This is a genomic window from Kitasatospora sp. NPDC051164 (assembly GCF_044455625.1).
GTDB lineage: Bacteria > Actinomycetota > Actinomycetes > Streptomycetales > Streptomycetaceae > Kitasatospora.
This window is the reverse complement of the sequence record NZ_JBITFB010000004.1, coordinates 329,194-346,819: the sequence shown is the minus strand read 5'-3', so window position 1 is coordinate 346,819 and position 17,626 is coordinate 329,194. Positions and strand designations below refer to the sequence as shown.

Annotated in this window: 12 protein-coding genes; 2 read left to right on the top strand and 10 right to left on the bottom strand. The window is 72.4% G+C overall.

Annotated elements, in window-relative coordinates:
- Positions 1–4: 4 nt before the first annotated feature.
- The 9 genes from ACIBEC_RS08630 to ACIBEC_RS08590 form a co-directional block, all read right to left on the bottom strand.
- Positions 5–1,219 carry an alpha/beta hydrolase gene (locus tag ACIBEC_RS08630; RefSeq protein ID WP_360492981.1) on the bottom strand — a complete coding sequence of 405 codons (1,215 nt, stop codon included), beginning with the start codon at positions 1,217–1,219 and terminating at the stop codon, positions 5–7.
- Between the two features lie 199 nt (positions 1,220–1,418).
- Positions 1,419–1,754, bottom strand: coding sequence for an MmcQ/YjbR family DNA-binding protein (locus ACIBEC_RS08625; protein ID WP_360492978.1), 336 nt, complete (start codon positions 1,752–1,754; stop codon positions 1,419–1,421).
- Positions 1,755–1,855: 101 nt separating this feature from the next.
- Entirely contained in the window at positions 1,856–4,246 is a 2,391-nt protein-coding gene (locus ACIBEC_RS08620) for a Dyp-type peroxidase (protein ID WP_360492975.1), read from the bottom strand.
- Positions 4,247–4,277: 31 nt separating this feature from the next.
- On the bottom strand, positions 4,278–6,215 hold the full coding sequence (locus ACIBEC_RS08615; protein ID WP_360492972.1) for a galactose oxidase early set domain-containing protein: 1,938 nt from the start codon (positions 6,213–6,215) through the stop codon (positions 4,278–4,280).
- A 163-nt stretch (positions 6,216–6,378) separates the two neighbouring features.
- Positions 6,379–7,608, bottom strand: a complete 1,230-nt coding sequence (locus tag ACIBEC_RS08610; protein WP_360492969.1) for an acyltransferase — start codon at positions 7,606–7,608, stop codon at positions 6,379–6,381.
- Between the two features lie 26 nt (positions 7,609–7,634).
- On the bottom strand, positions 7,635–8,759 hold the full coding sequence (locus tag ACIBEC_RS08605) for an alpha/beta hydrolase (protein ID WP_360492966.1): 1,125 nt from the start codon (positions 8,757–8,759) through the stop codon (positions 7,635–7,637).
- 166 nt (positions 8,760–8,925) lie between these two features.
- Positions 8,926–9,600: a response regulator transcription factor gene (locus ACIBEC_RS08600; protein WP_360492963.1), complete on the bottom strand. Its 675-nt coding sequence runs from the start codon at positions 9,598–9,600 to the stop codon at positions 8,926–8,928.
- Positions 9,597–10,910, bottom strand: a complete 1,314-nt coding sequence (locus tag ACIBEC_RS08595) for a sensor histidine kinase (RefSeq protein WP_360492960.1) — start codon at positions 10,908–10,910, stop codon at positions 9,597–9,599. Before ACIBEC_RS08595 ends, ACIBEC_RS08600 begins: the two co-directional genes overlap by 4 nt.
- Positions 10,911–11,027: 117 nt before the next feature.
- Positions 11,028–11,726 (bottom strand): TetR family transcriptional regulator, encoded by a 699-nt coding sequence (locus tag ACIBEC_RS08590; RefSeq protein WP_360492958.1) that lies wholly within the window; start codon positions 11,724–11,726, stop codon positions 11,028–11,030.
- Between the two features lie 216 nt (positions 11,727–11,942).
- On the opposite strand from ACIBEC_RS08590, the gene ACIBEC_RS08585 reads away from it, so the two are divergent.
- A complete protein-coding gene (locus ACIBEC_RS08585; RefSeq protein WP_360492955.1) occupies positions 11,943–13,541 on the top strand; it encodes an MFS transporter in 1,599 nt (532 codons plus the stop codon).
- 173 nt (positions 13,542–13,714) lie between these two features.
- On the opposite strand, the gene aceE is transcribed toward ACIBEC_RS08585, so the two are convergent.
- The gene (gene aceE, locus ACIBEC_RS08580; protein WP_360492952.1) at positions 13,715–16,465 is read right to left on the bottom strand and encodes a pyruvate dehydrogenase (acetyl-transferring), homodimeric type; all 2,751 of its coding nucleotides are present in this window, start codon (positions 16,463–16,465) and stop codon (positions 13,715–13,717) included.
- 518 nt (positions 16,466–16,983) lie between these two features.
- On the opposite strand from aceE, the gene ACIBEC_RS08575 reads away from it, so the two are divergent.
- Positions 16,984–17,424 (top strand): DUF3052 domain-containing protein, encoded by a 441-nt coding sequence (locus ACIBEC_RS08575; protein ID WP_360492949.1) that lies wholly within the window; start codon positions 16,984–16,986, stop codon positions 17,422–17,424.
- Positions 17,425–17,626 lie beyond the last annotated feature (202 nt).

Below are 17,626 nucleotides of genomic sequence, written 5' to 3'. Positions count from 1 at the left end.
GCCGTCAGGAGTTGGGCTCGGTCCGGACCACGTCCCGGTAGTGGCCGAGCGAGATCACCGCGAAGTTGTGCAGGCTGTCGGTGCCGTCGGTGAGGTAGCCGGTGTGGCCGACCGCGCGGGCCGAGGAGATCTGCTCGGCGCCGAAGCCGCCACCGGTCGGGTCGGCGCCGTGGCCGAGTTTGCCGACCTCCAGGAACGGGACGTTGCCGATCCAGTCACCGGGGTTGCGGGCGGCCCAGACGTGCACGCCGCCGCCCAGCTCGGCGGCGTTCTGCACGCCCATACCGGGGGAGCCGAACACCACCATGTCGGTGATGCCCGAGGTGTCGGACGGCGAGGCGGCCGCGCGGAGGATCTTCGGGGCGGCGGTGCCGCAGACCACCGAGCCGTACGAGTGGCAGAGCAGCGACGGGGGCGCGTCCGGCCGGGTCGTCTCCTTGAAGCCGGCGAGCAGTCGCTCCAGCCGGGGCGCGGCGACGTCGGCGAGCCGGGAGGTGGCCGCGTCCGGGCCGAGGCCGGAGGGGGTGACGTAGCCGGTCCAGGAGACCACGGCGGTCCGGGTGCCCGGGGCCTGGCGCTGCTCCTCGGCGTAGAGGGCGCGGGCCATGCCGGCCGGGGAGCGCAGCGGCTCGGCGGTCTGGTCGAAGTGGCCGAGGTCGGCGTCCGAGCCCGGGACGAGGACGGAGATCCGCTCGGCGTCGGCGAGGTCGCCCCACACCTCGGTGACCAGGCCGCGGCCGCGCGGGTCGAAGGCCAGGATCTGTCGGCCGGGGGCGAGCAGGTGCTCGACGTCGTTGGCGCGGGAGACGGCCAGCGCGCGGGTGTCGGAGTCGAGCCTGTGGTCCTCGGCGCGGGCCCGGGCCGTGTCGCGTTCGACGGCCAGGGCGATCCGGTTGGCGCGGTAGCGCAGGTCCAGCGGGGCACCGTCGTAGTTGCCGACGACCAGCGGGTAGTCCCGGATCAGCCGGTCCAGCTCGGTGGGCGCGAGCGAGGCGAAGAACTCGGCGGCGGCGGCCGGGGAGGTGGTGGCCGGGTCGGGCAGGGTGCGGCCGAAGGAGTGGTCCTGGATCCAGGCGGCGCTGCCGGCCGGGGGCGTGGAGATCGCCAGCTGCTCGGAGGAGACCGCGGCCGCGGCCGCCGAGGCGCCGGCGTCGGCGAGCACGGCGCAACCCGCGAACGCCCCGATCAGTACACGCTTCCAGCGTCGACGGTTGCGCACCGCACCAACTCCCTTGGGGCCCGTCACCGTTTCGCGGGCGGTGCCCGGAGGGTGCATTGGAACTGCTGATTCCCTGCGCAAGCCTAGGGGGCCCGACGGGGTGGCGGGCGTGCCTAAACTGTGGGATGGATCACATGAACCGGGGGTGTCCTGCCGACGTCTCCCCGTGGTGCGGGCCGTGGCCCGCAGGGCCGCTCGCTCAGGCGTCGAACTCCCGGACCAGCCGCTTCGGCGCCGTCCGCCGCCAGGCCTCGGTGACCAGGTCGCGCAGTTCGTCCGGGTCCACCAGGTCCAGCCGGACGCTCACCCAGCCGTGCCGCCCGACGTAGGGGGCGGAGGAGAACACCTCGGGCTCGGCGGCGAGCAGCTCGGCCTGGTCCTCGGGGGAGGCCTTGACGGTGACCCGGTCGCCGTCGGGCGAGCCCATCGTGAAGATCCGGCCGTGGACCCGCAGCGTCTCGATGTCCCAGGTCGGCTCCTGGGCGGTCTCCGGCAGGGCCAGCGCCATCGCGCGGAACTCCTCGAACGTCACCATGGCGGCAGGTTAGAGCAGGGCACTGACAACGCGCCCCCGGCGCGCGCGATGGCGCACCGGGGGCGCGTGGGTGCCAGGTCGGCCCGGTCGGGCGGGCCCGGTCAGGAGAGCGAGGACCAGCCGTCGCAGGAGCGGTCGGCGGAGACCAGCCGGTCCGGGTGGCCGCTGCCGTCGGAGATCGAGATCCTGCGGTACTTCTGGCCGCTGAACACCCAGTACTCGCTGTTCCCGCCGACCCGCTGCTGGTCCGGGACGGGCAGGAAGCAGTCCACCCGGTCCAGGCCGCTCAGCGAGCCCCACTGGGAGAGTTCGCGGTCGGTGCGCTCGCGCACGTCGGTGTGCGAGGAGCCGTCGGCGATCGAGATCAGCCGGTACTGCTGGCGCCCGGCGGTGGTGTGGAAGCACCAGTACCAGCTCTTACCGCCGACCCGCTGCTGGTCCGGGACGGGCAGCCAGCAGTCCACCTGGCCGACGCCGCTGAGCGAGCCCCAGAGGGTGAGGTCGCGGTCGGAGCGTTCGAGCGCCGTGGTGTACCGGCCGCCGCCGCAGGTGATGGAGACCAGCCGGTACTGCTGGCGCCCGGCGGTGCTGTGGAAGACCCAGTACCAGCTCTTGCCGGCCGGGTCCTGCTGGTCCGGTACGGGCAGGACGCAGTCGACCCGGCCGACGCCCTGCAGACAGGACCAGGTGGTCAGCCAGGTGTCGTCCTCGACCTTGCGGTCGGTGTGGGCGGATCCGTCGGCCACCGAGATCAGCCGGCAGCGGTCGCCGTGGAACGCCCAGTACTGGCTCTGCCCGCCGCGGCGGAACTGGTCCGGGACGCCGATGAACTCGTCGCACGGGTACGCCTTCACCGGCTGCGGCTTGGGCTGCGGCTGTCCGCCGGTGCCGGGCTGCATGGTGGTGCCCTGGCCGTTGCCGCCCGGCTGCGTGGTGGCGCCCTGGCCGCCGACCGGGGTGAGCCGGCCCTCGCAGAGTCCGCGCAGGATGCTCAGGGAGGGCATGAAGGCGTACACCGAGCCGGTGGTCTGGACGAACTGCCGGAAGCTCACCGGGGTGTGCGTGATCAGGCCGCTCGCGTCCCGGCTCTCGAAGTCGACGTCGGGGGCCTCCTGGGTGACCGGGTCCTTGCCGGGTACCGGCCTGGGGTTGGCGTGCCCAGGCGGGACGCTCCCGCCGCTGTCCCGGTTCGGCGGGAAGTTCGGCTGGTCCATCCAGTCGGCCTGGATGAACTCGAACTGCCGCTGGATGTCCGCCTGGTAGCAGATGAACAGCAGGCCGCGCGGGTCGTCGGGGCCGCCCGGGCCTTCCGAGGCCGGGTCGAACGGGGCGCCGTACGGGGTGCCGCGGCGCATGATCCGCCGGCCGTTGAGGTCCTTGGCGGGGAACGGGTCCTTGTCCGGGCTCTCCTGCAGGCCGGCCCGCGGCTCGGTCTTGCGCAGGTGCGACCAGAGCGGGGTGACCAGGCCCTCCGGGTCGTCCCGGAAGTCGAAGTCGTTGTCCGAGGCGGCGCTCGGGTTGTTCGGGACGTCGTTGAGCTGGTGCTTGCAGACCGGGGCGCCGGAGCGCCACCGGCCGACCATCCGGGCGGCCAGCCACTCGGTGGTGGCGGTGTCCGGGACGGCCTTGGCCTGCTTGAGCTCCCTCAGCTTCACCGCCACCTGTGACCACCAGCCGGGGACGTCCTGGGCGAGCCGGCGGACCACCTGGAAGGAGCCGTTGCGCGCCCACACGGGGTACTGGTCCTTGGGGAAGCTGAACTGGTCGTTCTCCAGGCCGCAGACGAACTCGCCGGCCGGGATGAGCCGGGTGCCCGGGTGGCCGTCGACCTCGTCCGGCCTGGCCGGGTTCGGTCGGTCGAAGCCCTTGATGCCGGGCTCGCTGATGCCGTCCTTGAAGCCGAAGTGCTCCTTGCCGCGGCGGCTGCCCAGCAGGGTCTGGGCGTTCTGCTGGTAGGCGATCAGGACCCGGCACTCGGCGGCGGCGATCCGCTGCGCCTCGACGGCCGCCTGGAGGTCCCGCTCGGTGTCCGCGGAGATCTTCAGCACGGCGTGGACCGACTGGGTCCGGCCGTTGCCGAAGAGCCAGTTCTCCGGGGAGTTGTCGCCGGTGTCGCCGAGCGCGCCGGCCCGTTTGGCCGAGCCCTCCTTGAAGGCCTCCAGGCCGCTGCCGACCGGCGGGGCGGTCGCGAACGGGTCGGTGGCGGAGAGCATCCGCAGGCCCTCGTAGGTGAAGCTGATGCCGAGCCAGGTGGCGGTCAGCGACTTGGGGTCGTCGCCGCCGGAGGCCTGTCTGGCGTCGCTGAACGCCTCGTTGAACTGGGCGACCTGGCGGGTGGTGGAGATCTGCGGGGTCAGCTTGCGGAGCCAGTCGCGGGCCCGGGCGGCGTCCTCGAACTTGAGGAACAGGAGGCTGACGTTGTCCTTCTTGAAGCCGGCGAGGATGTCGCCCTGGATCTCGTCGCTGTCGCGCAGGCTCAGATCCGTTGCCATGGGAGGTCCTTTTCTGGGGTGGGGTGGGGGATCAGGCCGAGGAGCTGAGCTGGACCCACTGCGCGACGCTGGGCACGCCCTTGTCGCTGAGCAGGAAGAGCATGTACCAGCCGGGCGGGGCGGCCTTGGCGTCCGGCGGGGCCTGGAACTCCAGCCGGTTGCCGGCCCGGCCGGTGAGCCGCAGGTCGATGTGGCGCTGGCTGGTGTTGACCGAGTGGGTGGAGGTGGTCGGCGCCAGCAGGACGGCCTTGGCGGCGAGGCCCGGGGTGGTGCTGGTGACGGTGAACTTCTTGTCGTAACCGACCGGCGTGGTGGGCGGGTTGGCCAGCGCGGGCCGGTCGCCCTGGTGCAGGTAGGACGGCTCGTAGATCTCGATGGTGCCGTTCATGGTGACCGGCCCGGAAGTGCCCGGGATGCCGCTGACCGTGCCGTTGATGTCCGTGTTGTTGGCCATCTGCTGGAGCTCGTCGCCGGTCACCAGGACGCGTCCGTCCGGCAGCACGACGGCGTTGGAGTGGTAGCCGCGCGGCAGTCGCTGGACCGGGCCGAGCTGCCAGTTGCCCTGGTCGTCGCGCAGCTCGATCTGGCGGTACTTGAGGTCGGCGTTGGGGTTGTACGGGCCGTTGCCGTAGTCGCGGATGTCGTAGGCGCCGTTGACGGTCAGCAGCCGGCCGGTGGGCAGCAGGACGGTGTCGTCCTGGGTGCGGCCGAAGGCGCGGGACTTCTCGGCGGTCCAACTGCCGTTGGAGAAGCGCATCGTGCTCGGATTGTCCCGGTCGCCGCCGAGGACCAGCGCGGAGTCCGGGCCGTTGACGCCGTTGGGGAGCATGACGGCGGAGCCGTAGTTGCGCCTGCGGCCGTCCGGGCGGGCCGCCAGATCGGTGCGGGACTCGGCGGCCGGGTCGAACTTCCACTGCTCGCCGGGCTGGCGGCCGAAGCCGTAGACGCTGCCGTCGTTGAGCGAGAACAGGTGCGGGTAGTCGGTGCTGAACGGGGCGTCCACCTTGAACCGCTCCACCGGGGTGTCCTTGGGGACGTCGGTCTTCTTCACCGGCACCGGGAAGGACTTGGCGGGGAAGCGCTCGACCACCGGGGTGGGGGTGCCGTAGCCGAGCTCGGACTGGCCGGACATGATCAGCTGGCGGCCGTCGGCGCCGGTCACCACCGAGGGGTACCAGCGGCCGACCGACATGTCGGGGTTGCGGGTCCAGGTCTCGGTCCACGGGTCGAAGACCAGCGAGAGCTTGGCGCCCGTCCCGCCGTTGCCGCCCAGGTTGCCGCCGAAGACGCCCAGCATCCCGTTGGGCAGGAACGAGTGGCCGGAGCAGAAGAACGGGACCGGGCGGGGCTCGCCCAGGCCGTCCGGCATGTCCGAGACCGGCGGGTTGACCTGCTTGAAGGCGTTTGGGCCGGTGCCCCTGGCCGGGTCCCACAGGAAGGCGCGGCCGGCGTTCTCCTTGCCGATGGTCTGGGTGGGGGCGGGCTCCTTCTCCGGGTTGGTCTCGATCCGTTCGAAGGAGAACAGCAGCACCTTGCCGGTCGGCAGCAGCGCGACGTGGTCGCCGAAGTCGGGGGAGGGGAAGTACTGGTTGAACGCGCCGAAAGTTGCCGGGTCGAAGGCTTTGTTGTGATCGGCCTGGGAGGCCGTCAGCGCGTTGTACCGGTTGGTGCGGGTGGTCTGCGGGTAGTCGCCGATGCCGCGGACGGCGGCGCGCATCCGGGCGTGCTCCTCGGCGTGCTCCTGGCCGAGCGCCGCGACCTCGTCCTCCCGCAGCTCGGCCATCACCCGGGGCGAGTCGACGTGCGGGGTGAGGCCGTCCGCCCCGGGGGCGGACGGTCCGCCGTGGGCGACGGCCGGGGCGACGGCGCCCAGCAGGGTGCCGGCGGTCACCGCGAGGACCACGGCGGTGCCCGGCAGCCGTCGGCGGGCCCGTCGCCGTGGCTGGGGACGGGGTGGGGACAGGGACATGGCACTCCTCGGGAGCGTGGGGTGGTGGGGAGGAGCGGCGAATGCGGACGGACGGGCCGTGGGCGGGCGCGGTCCTGCGATGGTCGCCGACCGTCACAGGACATCACGGCGCGTGGTGGTTCGCATGCGGGTGCATCCCCTCGGGCGCAGCCTCCCGGGAGGGTCACACCACGCCCAGCGCGTACGCCGCGAAGAGCGCCGCCGCGGCGCCGGCCGCCGCCTTCCCGGCCCGGGAGAAGGACGTCCACGGCCCGTCGAACCGTCGGGTGAACCACCCGATCGCCACCAGGGCGGCTCCGAACAGCGGAAGCAGCGCCAGCCGGGCGGCCACCCAGCCGAGCGAGTCCGGCGCGGTGGTCAGGCCCGGCACGGCGCCCAGGCCGGCCGCGCCGGGCACCGCCACCGCGAGCATCGCGCTCTGGTGCCAGCAGAAGATCGTCATCGCCGACAGGTTGACCGCCACCACCGGCAGCCACAGCAGCGGACGGTGCGTCAGCAGCCGGCCCAGCCGCTCCCGCAGCAGCACCGCGGCGCCGCACTGGAACGCCGCCAGGGCGAGCACCAGCAGGGACGGCGGGTGCGAGTTGGTGCGCTCGGCCCCGGGCACGCCGACCATGCTGGCCGGGTAGTGGAACACCAGCAGCAGGACGGCGAACAGGGCCCCGCCGCCGAGCAGCAGCACCCGGGCCGCCAGGCGGCCCAGCCGGCCCTGCGCCCAGAGCACGCCCAGCTGGTAGCCGAACAGCCAGCCCGGCAGGATGTTCAGCAGCGCGACCCAGGACGGCACCGCCTGTGCCCACGGCCCGTACCGCAGCAGGTCCACCGCGGCGACCGAGGCCACCAGCAGGCCCGCCGACCAGCCGCCCAGTCGGCGCCCGGCGGCCACGCAGAGCGGGGTCAGCGCGGTCAGCCCCAGGTAGACCCCGATGTACCAGAGCGGCTGCACCACCAGTGTCGCGCCGGTGCGGACGGTGTCGGCGGGGACGCCGAGCGCGGGCAGCAGCGGGAGCAGCAGGGCCCACACGGCCGTGACCCCGAGCACCGGGCGCAGCAGCCGGACCGTACGGGCGCGCAGCCAGCCGCCGTACGACTCGCCTCGGGCGCGGGCCCGGTCCAGCGAACGGACCGAGGAGTGGCCGCCGACCAGGAAGAACACCCCGAGCATCTGGAGCCCCCAGCTGATCGGGGCGAAGAAGCCGAGCGAGGAGAGCGGGCTGGCGTTGTGCAGCACGCCGTCGGGGGAGCGGGTGAAGCCGCCGAGCATCCAGTGCCCGACCGGCACGGCGAGCAGGGCGAGGGCGCGCAGCCCGTCCAGGGCGCGGTCGCGGGTGGCGGGGGTCTTGGCGTCGACCCGGCGGGCGGCGTGGCGCAGGGGGGTGAGGGGGTGGGCCATGGTGGTGCTCCTTCCGGTGCGGGCGGTCAGGCGCGGCCGAGGGCGACGGCGGCGTAGGCGGCGAGCGAGGCGGTGCCCGGGGCGAAGTAGCCGGTGTGGCCGTGGGATCCGGTGGCGGGCAGCGGTCGGGCGCCGAAGCCGGGGGCGGTCGGGTCGGAGCCGTGGCCGAGGCCGAGCAACCGGACGTTGGGCACGTCGCCGATCCAGTCGGAGCCGTTGCGGGCGGTGGCCCAGAGCGGGACGCGCCGGTCGAGGTCGGCGGCCGAGTCGACGCCCATGCCGGGGGAGCCGAGCACCACCACGCCGGAGGCCTGGGCGGGGGTGGGGCGGGCCAGGCCGCAGACCACCGAGCCGTAGCTGTGGCAGAACACGGTGGCGGGGGCCTGCGGGCTGGTGCTGACGGCGAGCCCGTCGAGCAGTCGGGTGAGGCGGGTGGCGCCGACCCGGGCGAGGTCCTCGGTGGCGGCGTCCAGGCCGAGGCCGACCGGGGTGGTGTAGCCGGCCCAGGCGATCACGGCGGTCTGCCGGTCGGTGGCCTGGTGCAGCGCGCGGGCCATGCCGGCGGGGGTGCCGTAGGGGTCGGAGGCACGGTCGAAGCCGGACAGGTCGATGTCCGAGCCGGGGACGATCACGGCGGTGCGGCGGGCGCCGGCGAGGTCGCCGTACACCTCGGCGACCTGGCCGCGGCCGCGCGGGTCGAAGGCGAGGATCTGCCGGCCTCCGTCCAGCAGGGTGCGGTAGCGCTCGGCGCGGGTGCGGGCGGCCTCGTGGTCCTGCGGGGCGAGGGCGGGGTCGGCGGCCCGGGCGAGTTCGCGGGTGCGTTCGGCGGCCAGGGCCAGGGCGTTGGCGCGGTACCGGAGGGCGACCGGGGCGCCGTCCAGATTGCCGACCACCAGGGGGTGCCGGACGGCCAGCGCGTCCTGCGTGCTCGGCGCCAACCCGGCGAAGAAGGCGGCGACTTGGGCCGGGGCGGCGGTGGCCGGGTCGGGCAGCCGCAGGCCGAGCGAGGTGTCGGCCGTCCAGGCGGCACTGCCGGGCGGCGGGCCGGTGACGGGGGTCTGGGTGTCGGCGGCCCAGCCGCCGGCGCCGAGCACCGCTGCCAGTGCCACCGCGGCGGCGGCGAGTGCCCGTCCGGCCCGAAACTTGCGCATGTCCCTGATCTCCCTCGTCCGTTCGGCTTGCGACAGAGAGGAAGGTAGGAACGCGACGGCCCCGCGGACGTCACACCGCGGGGCCAACTCCCGGGTACTACCGGGGTATCAGGCCCGCCCCGAGCGGAGGCGAGCCGGCGCGTAGCGAGCGGGGGAGTAACAGCCGCTACTGACCGGGGGTCACCAGGCCCGACTCGTAGGCCAGCACCACCGCCTGGGCGCGGTCGCGCAGGTCGAGCTTGGCGAGGATGCGCCCGATGTGGGTCTTCACGGTCTGTTCGGCGAGCACCAGCTTCGCGGCTATCTCCTGGTTGGACAGGCCGCGGGCGATCAGCTCCAGCACCTCGGTCTCGCGCGGGGTCAGGCCGTTGAGCCGCACCTTGGGGTCGTGGCGCTTGGCCGGACGGGTGCGGGCGAAGTCCTCGATCAGCCGGCGGGTCACCGAGGGGGCGAGCAGTGCCTCGCCGGCCGCGACCACGCGGACCGCGGCGATCAGGTCGGCCGGCGGGGCGTCCTTGAGCAGGAAGCCGCTGGCCCCGGCGCGCAGCGCCTCGTACACGTAGTCGTCCACGTCGAAGGTGGTCAGCATCAGCACCTTGGGTGTGTGCGCGCCCGGCACGGCGGGGTCGAGCAGCCGCCGGGCGGCCTCCAAGCCGTCCATCACGGGCATCCGGACGTCCATCAGCACCACGTCCGGGTGGGTGCGGCCGACGACCTCCAGGGCCTGGGCGCCGTCCGCCGCGTCCCCCACCACGTCGATGTCGCTCTGGACGCCCAGCAGGGCGGCGAAGCCCGCGCGGACCATGGCCTGGTCGTCGACGATGATCACGCGGATGGTCATGCGGTGGTCTCCCGAGGGGTGCTGAAGGTGCCGAGGGGCAGGACGGCGGCCACCTTGAAGCCGCCGTCCGGCAGCGGGCCGGTGTCCAGCTTGCCATCGACCAGCCGGACGCGTTCGCGCATTCCGACCAGGCCGTGCCCGGTGCCCTCGACCGAGGCCTCCAGCGACTCGGTGCGCTCCGGCGGGGGCGCGTTGACCACGGTCACCAGCAGTGCCGGGCCGTCCGAGGAGAGCGACACCCAGGTCTGCGCGCCGGGGGCGTGCCGCACCACGTTGGCGAGCGCCTCCTGGACGATCCGGTACGCGGAGAGGCCGACGGCCTGCGGCACCGTCTCCACCAGCCCGTGGTCCACCGCCAGCTCGGCCGGGACCCCGGCCCGCCCCACCGTCTCGACCAGCTGGGCGAGTTGGCCGACCCCGGGCTGCGGGGCCTTCTCCCCGCCGGACTCCTCGCTGCGCAGCACGCCCAGCAGCCGGCGCATCTCGGTGAGCGACTCGCGCGCGGTGCCGGCGATCGCGGTGAACTCCTCGGCGGCCGCGGCCGGCATCTCGGGGAGCCGGTACGGCGCGCTGGCGGCCTGCACCGCGATCACCGACATGTGGTGGGCCACCACGTCGTGCAACTCCCGTGCGATCCGGGCGCGTTCCTCCAGCAGGGTGCGCCGTTCGCGTTCGACCTCGCTGATGTGCTCCTGCTCGGTGAGCAGCCGGCGCGCCTCGGCGCGGTCCCGGACGGCCCAGCCGAGCAGCAGCACGGCGCCGCTGAGCGCGATCAGCAGCACGGTGGTGCCGTCGCCGGAGCGGGGCAGGCCGAGCGCGGTGGTGAGCACGGTGAGCAGGACGGTGGCGAGCCAGACCGCGACCAGGGTGGGCCGGCTCTCCCGCAGTGCGAGGGCGATCAGCAGGAAGAGGTACGCGAGGATCATCGGCGCGGTCCACGGCCAGGTACCGCCGTGCAGGTCGTAGTGCGCGGAGATGGTGGCGGTGGCGACGAGGGTGGCGGCGCTGATCCACCAGGCGGCCAGCGGCCGGGTGATGGCGAGCAGCAGCGGCGCGGTCTGGGCGACGGTGAGCGCGCCGGCCACCGGCAGCACCAGGCCGTAGGAGTCGACCAGCACGGCGATCCCGGAGGGGATCAGCGAGGACATCAGGATCAGGGCGACGGCGTACGGCAGCCGTCGCAGCCAGGACCTGGGCGACTCCCCGAGCAGCGGGGTGTGCCCGCCGGTCGGGGTGATGAGGTGGTGGTAAAGGGAGCGCAGCAGGCGGTCGGCGTACCTGCGGAGGTCGGCGGGGGTGAGGTTCTTCATCGTGGGCCAGCCTAGGAGGCCGGGGCCCGCCGGGGCGTCGCACCGGAGCGCGAACTTCCGGGTGCTGCCGGGGTGTCGGGTGCTACCCCGGTATGACCCGGGGGTGCTACCCGGGCGTTACTCGGGGCGCTGTGCGGGGGTGCGCCAGTGGCCGGCCAGGGCCGGGCCGAGCTGGTCGAAGTGGCTCTCGATCAGGGCGATCATGCCCTCCGGGCCGTCGGGTTCGCGGTCGGCCGTCCAGGACAGGTGGGCGGCGCGCAGCACGCTGCCGAAGACGGCGGCGAGCACGGTGGGGCGCAGGTCCTCGCGCGGGTCCAGCCCCTCGCGTTCGGCGAGCACCCGGACGACGATCCGCTCCTGCTCGGTGACCCGGCGCAGGTGGGCGGCGAGCAGGGTGGGCGCGTCCTCGATCATCCGCATGAGTTCGAGGGCGCTGGTGATCGAGCCGGCGCCGGAGGCCTTGGCGTTCCCGAGGTCGCGCCAGGCCTTGACGATCGAGGCGCGCAGGGCCTGCAGCGGGGTCTCCTCGGCGGGGCGGTGGCGCAGGCACTCGATGAAGTAGTCCTCGGCTTCGGCCATGACGGCGAGCGCGACCTCGTCCTTGTTGGCGAAGTAGCGGAAGAAGGTGCGCTGGGAGACGTCGACGGCGGAGGCGATCTCGTCGACGGTGGTGCGGGCGAAGCCCTGGCTGAGGAAGAGCATGTGGGCGGCCTGGACCAGGGCGTACCGGGTCTGCTGCTTCTTTCGCTCACGCAGCCCGGGCGTCCGCCCGAGGTCCTCGGGGATGCCGGCGGGGCGGGGGGTGTGAGCGGCCATGGCGGGGGCCTTCCGGGGCTCTGGTGTGGCGGGTGGGAGCACAACCTTAGCGTTCTGACAAATGTCAGTAATGGCCAGAAGTCACTGTTTGCCGAATGTCAGCGACTGACATAATCTGCGGCGAGTGGCGCCCGTCGGGCCGGGGCACCTGTGGGGACGGGTGGGCCGGGGCGCCACGACCACGTTCCGAACGAGCCACGCCCCCGGAGGGCCCAGATGAGCCAGTCCGTCGTCAACAACTCCGAGGCGCACGCCCCGCCGCTGCCACCGCCCGGGGGCGGCCTCAAGGGGCACCCCTGGCTGACCCTGCTGACCGTCGCGGTCGGCGTCATGATGGTCGCGCTGGACGGCACGATCGTCGCCATCGCCAACCCGGTGATCCAGGAGAAGCTGCACGCGGCGCCCTCCGAGATCCAGTGGGTCACCAGCGGCTACCTGCTCGCCCTGGCGGTCTTCCTGATCACCGCCGGCAAGATCGGCGACCGTTTCGGCCACAAGTCCACCTTCCTGGTCGGCGCCGTCGGCTTCGCCGCCACCTCGGCCGCGATCGGCTTCGCGGGCAACATCCAGACCGTGATCGCCTTCCGGGTGCTCCAGGGCCTGTTCGGCGCGCTGCTCCAGCCGGCCGCGCTCGGCCTGCTGCGCGGGGCCTTCCCGGCCGAGAAGCTCAACATGGCGATCGGCATCTGGGGCGGCGTGATCGGCGCCTCCACCGCGGCCGGCCCGATCGTCGGCGGCCTGCTGGTCGAGCACGTCAGCTGGGAGTCGGTGTTCTTCATCAACATCCCGGTCGGTCTGATCGCGCTGGCGCTCGGCCTGTGGGTCCTCAAGGACGTGCGGGCCGAGAACGCCGCCAAGTCCTTCGACGTGCCCGGCATCGTGCTGCTGTCGGTGGGGATGTTCGCGCTGGTCTTCGGCATCATCAAGGCCCCCGAGTGGGGCTGGGGCGACACGAGGACGCTGCTGTTCCTGGGCGGCGCGGTGGTGCTGATGGCGCTCTTCGCGTTCTGGCAGGGCAAGGCGCGCGAGCCGCTGATCCCGCTCAGCCTGTTCCGCTCGGTGCCGCTGTCGGCGGGCGTCCTGCTGATGGCGCTGATGGCCTTCGCGTTCTTCGGCGCGATCTTCTTCGTGACCTTCTACTTGCAGAACGTGCACGGGATGAAGCCGGTCGAGGCCGGCGTCCACCTGCTGCCGATGACCGGCATGATGATCGTCGGCTCACCGGTGGCCGGCATCGCGATCGGCAAGCTCGGCCCGCGGATCCCGATCGTGGCCGGCATGCTGATCACCACCACCGCGATGTTCGGGATGTCCACCCTGGACACCGGCTCCGGCACTGGCGTGATGTCGCTCTGGTTCGTCCTGATGGGCCTCGGCATCAGCCCGGTCATGGTCGGCGCCACCGAGGTGATCGTCGGTAACGCCCCGCTGGAGCTGTCCGGCGTGGCCGGCGGCCTCCAGCAGTCCGCGATGCAGGTCGGCGGCAGCCTCGGCACCGCGGTACTGGGCGCGCTGATGGCCGCCAAGGTCGGCGACGTGCTGCCCGGCAACTGGGCCAAGGCCGGCCTGCCGCCGGTCGAGGGCCCGCAGGCCGACGGCCTCAAGCAGGCCGCCCAGCTCGGCATCGCCCCGCCGGCCCCGCCCGGCACCCCGCAGCAGGCGGTGGACGCGATGGCCGGGGCCGTCCACGAGTCCTTCGTCAGCGGCATGTCGCTCGCCTTCGCGGTCGCCTCCGTGGTGGCCTTCGCCGCCGCCGTGCTCGGCCTGCTCACCCGCCGCGGCACCACCGACGCGGGCCCCGCCGTGCACATCTGACACGCGCCCGTACGCGACGGCCCCGGACTCGGCGGAGTCCGGGGCCGTCGTGGTGTCCGGCGGCGCACGTCGGTGGGCGCTCCTCACACGCGGGTGAGGGCGACCAGCGGCGAACCGGACGACGAAGGGCCGGACTCCCGGGGGAGTCCGGCCCTTCAGTGCCCAGCTGGTGATCAGGCGTCGCCGCCGGCGGCGCCCGGGTCGGCCGCGGTGACGTCCAGCAGCTGGTAGCGGTCGATCGCGTCCTTCAGCGCCGAGCGGTCGATCTTGCCCTGCTTGGCGAGCTCGGTGAGCACCCCCAGGACGACCGACTGCGCGTCGATGTGGAAGAAGCGACGGGCCGCGCCACGGGTGTCGGCGAAGCCGAAGCCGTCGGCGCCCAGCGACTGGTACTGGCCCGGCACCCAGCGGGAGATCTGGTCCGGCACCGCGCGCATCCAGTCGGACACCGCGACGACGGGGCCCTCGGCGCCCTGGAGCTTCTGGGTGACGTACGGCACACGCTGCTGCTCCTCGGGGTGCAGCAGGTTGAACTCCTCGGCCTCCACCGCGTCGCGACGCAGCTCGTTCCAGGAGGTCGCGGACCAGACGTCGGCCTTGACGTTCCACTCCTCGGCGAGGATGCGCTGGGCCTCCAGGGCCCACGGCACGGCCACGCCGGAGGCGAGGATCTGGGCCGGGATCTGGCCGGCGGTGCCCGGAGCGTACTTGTGCAGACCCTTGAGGATGCCCTCGACGTCCACGTTCTCGGGCTCGGCCGGCATCTTGATCGGCTCGTTGTACACGGTGAGGTAGTAGAAGACGTCCTCGCCGTTCGGGTGCTCGGCGCTGGAGCCGTACATCCGGCGCAGACCGTCCTGGACGATGTGCGCGATCTCGAAGCCGTACGCCGGGTCGTACGCGACGACGCCCGGGTTGGTCGAGGCCAGCAGGTGCGAGTGGCCGTCGGCGTGCTGCAGGCCCTCACCGGTCAGGGTGGTGCGGCCGGCGGTGGCGCCGATCACGAAGCCGCGGGCCAGCTGGTCGGCCATCTGCCAGAACTGGTCGCCGGTGCGCTGGAACCCGAACATCGAGTAGAAGACGTACACCGGGATCAGCGGCTCGCCGTGGGTGGCGTAGGAGGAGCCGGCGGCGATCAGCGAGGCGGTGCAGCCCGCCTCGGAGATGCCGTCGTGCAGCATCTGGCCGGTCGGCGACTCCTTGTAGGCGAGGAGCAGGTCCCGGTCGACCGACTCGTAGGTCTGGCCGAGCGGGTTGTAGATCTTCGCCGACGGGAAGAGCGAGTCCATGCCGAAGGTGCGGTACTCGTCCGGCGCGATCGGCACGAAGCGGTTGCCGATGCCCTTGTCCCGCATGAGGTCCTTGAGCACCCGGACGAACGCCATGGTGGTGGCGATGGTCTGGTTGCCGGACCCCTTCTTGACCGCCTTGTACGCGTCGTCGCCGGGCAGCTCCAGCTTGCGCGGGCGCACCTTGCGGGTCGGCACGTAGCCGCCGAGCTCCTGCCGGCGGTCGTGCATGTACTGGATCTCTTCCGAGTCGCGGCCCGGGTGGTAGTAGGGCGGGTAGCCCTCGTCCAGCTGCTTGTCGGTGATCGGCAGGTGCAGCCGGTCGCGGAAGCGCTTCAGGTCCTCGACCGTCAGCTTCTTCATCTGGTGGGTGGCGTTGCGGCCCTCGAAGTTGGGGCCCAGCGTCCAGCCCTTGACCGTCTGGGCCAGGATGACCGTCGGCTGGCCCTTGTGCTCGCGGGCCGCCTTGAACGCCGCGTAGATCTTCTTGTGGTCGTGGCCGCCGCGACCCAGGTGCTGGATCTGCTGGTCGGTCATGCTCTCGACCATCTTGCGCAGGCGCAGGTCGGAGCCGAAGAAGTGCTCGCGGATGTACTCGCCGGTCTCGGTGGCGTAGGTCTGGAACTGGCCGTCCACCGTGGTGTTCAGCTTGTTGACCAGCACGCCGTCGCGGTCCTGCGCGAGCAGCGGGTCCCAGCTGCGGTCCCAGACCAGCTTGATCACGTTCCAGCCGGCGCCCCGGAACTGGGACTCCAGTTCCTGGATGATCTTGCCGTTGCCACGGACCGGGCCGTCGAGGCGCTGCAGGTTGCAGTTCACCACGAAGGTGAGGTTGTCCAGGCCCTCGCGGGCCGCCAGGGACAGCTGGCCGAGCGACTCGGGCTCGTCCATCTCGCCGTCGCCGAGGAAGGCGTACACCTGCGAGTCGGAGGTGTCCTTGATGCCGCGGTGCTCCAGGTACCGGTTCATCCGGGCCTGGTAGATCGCGCCGAGCGGACCGAGGCCCATCGAGACGGTCGGGAACTCCCAGAAGTCCGGCATCAGCCGCGGGTGCGGGTAGCTGGACAGGCCGTACGGGGCCTTCGACTTCTCCTGGCGGAACGCGTCGAGCTGCTGCTCGGTCAGTCGGTCCAGGAGGAAGGCGCGGGCGTAGATGCCGGGGGAGGCGTGACCCTGGAAGAAGATCTGGTCGCCGGACTCGCCCTCGGCGTCCTTGCCGCGGAAGAAGTAGTTGAAGCCGACGTCGTAGAGCGACGCGGAGGAGGCGAAGGTGGCGATGTGCCCACCGACGCCGATGCCCGGGCGCTGCGCCCGGGAGACCATGACGGCCGCGTTCCATCGCGTCGCGTTGAGGATCTTGCGCTCGATCTCCTCGTTGCCGGGGAAGAACGGCTCGTCCTTGGTGGCGATGGTGTTGACGTAGTCCGTGCTGCGCATCTCGGGCACGGCGACACGCTTCTCGCGGGCGCGCTCGATCAGCCGCAGCATCAGGTAACGGGCACGCTCACGCCCCCGCTCGTCGATGGCCGCATCGAGCGACTCCAGCCATTCCGCGGTCTCCTCGGGATCGAAGTCCGGGACCTGACTCGGAAGGCCGCCAATGATGATCGGGTTGCGATCGGATCCGGAAGCCACGCTGTTCCTTCACTGTCGGTCGAAACTGAGGTGTGTCGCGCCGCCTCCATCGTGCTACCGCGCTCGGAGATCCGTCATCTCTACCGATCGGTAACCGTTCCGCCTGGTGGGCGGGCCGGTCTGGTGGTGCGTGGCGCGGGCGTGTCCGTCCGCTCCGTACACCCCCGGGTGTTACGAAAAGAGGTGGTCCGACCTGGTGTCCCGTCCGCCCGATGGCGGGCGGCCGGGGTGAGGGCCAACAGGAGACTCTACGCCCGCGCACGCGCGGACCCCGAATGCCGTTCGCATCTCGGGCACACGTACGGCCTGTGGGCCGGGACCACCCGAAGCATCGTTGTCCGATGCAGAGAAGGGCAAATCGGTGTGATTCCCGACACGTCGGAACGGCGTGTTCCGGTGTGGCGCGTCAACCTTTGGAGGGGATCGGGGGTCGGGTACTTGCGCGAACCGCCGCGCCCGTGTGGACTACGGCCACAGCCTTGGCATGGATGCCGAGCCGAATACTGGAGGTTATTCCCGTGAGCGCGACCGCGGACCCCGCGGACAAGTCCAACCCGGCGACCCGTCTCGGCTTCGAAGAGGGCCAGATCATCCAGGAGCTGGGGTACGACGACGACACTGACCAGGAGCTCCGCGAAGGCATTGAGGAGCTCACCGGGACGGATCTCGTCGACGAGGACTACGACGACGTCGCCGACGCCGTCCTGCTCTGGCACCGCGACGAGGACGGGGATCTCACCGATGCCCTCGTCGACGCCCTGGAGTACCTGGCCGAGGGCGGCATCATCTGGCTGATGACGCCCAAGACCGGGCGGGACGGCCACGTCGAGGCCTCCGAGATCAACGACGCGGCCAAGACCGCCGGCCTCTCCCAGACCAGCTCGATCAACATCGCCAAGGACTGGGCGGCCACCCGGCTCGCGACCAAGTCCACGGCGAAGCCGGGCGGCAAGCGCTGAACGGGTTCTGAAGCCCCGCGCCGGGCCCCCTCGGAGTCACGCTCCGACGGGGCCCGGCGCCTTTTCGTGCTCTTCGGCGTCCGGAGGCGGCCTGGGGGCGGCGGCCCGGGGGCCCGGAGAGGACCCGAAGAGGATCCTCCGGAACCCGACCGAGGGGTGGTGGCGCGTTCGCCCAGGGCGAAAGGAGACGGGCGCCGGGCGG

Coding starts and splice junctions, on each gene's coding strand:
- ACIBEC_RS08600 (WP_360492963.1), bottom strand. CDS start 9,600: ATGACCATCCGCGTGATCATCGTCGACGACCAGGCCATGGTCCGCGCG.
- ACIBEC_RS08620 (WP_360492975.1), bottom strand. CDS start 4,246: ATGGCAACGGATCTGAGCCTGCGCGACAGCGACGAGATCCAGGGCGAC.
- ACIBEC_RS08590 (WP_360492958.1), bottom strand. CDS start 11,726: ATGGCCGCTCACACCCCCCGCCCCGCCGGCATCCCCGAGGACCTCGGG.
- ACIBEC_RS08595 (WP_360492960.1), bottom strand. CDS start 10,910: ATGAAGAACCTCACCCCCGCCGACCTCCGCAGGTACGCCGACCGCCTG.
- ACIBEC_RS08615 (WP_360492972.1), bottom strand. CDS start 6,215: ATGTCCCTGTCCCCACCCCGTCCCCAGCCACGGCGACGGGCCCGCCGA.
- ACIBEC_RS08605 (WP_360492966.1), bottom strand. CDS start 8,759: ATGCGCAAGTTTCGGGCCGGACGGGCACTCGCCGCCGCCGCGGTGGCA.
- ACIBEC_RS08625 (WP_360492978.1), bottom strand. CDS start 1,754: ATGGTGACGTTCGAGGAGTTCCGCGCGATGGCGCTGGCCCTGCCGGAG.
- ACIBEC_RS08610 (WP_360492969.1), bottom strand. CDS start 7,608: ATGGCCCACCCCCTCACCCCCCTGCGCCACGCCGCCCGCCGGGTCGAC.
- ACIBEC_RS08585 (WP_360492955.1), top strand. CDS start 11,943: ATGAGCCAGTCCGTCGTCAACAACTCCGAGGCGCACGCCCCGCCGCTG.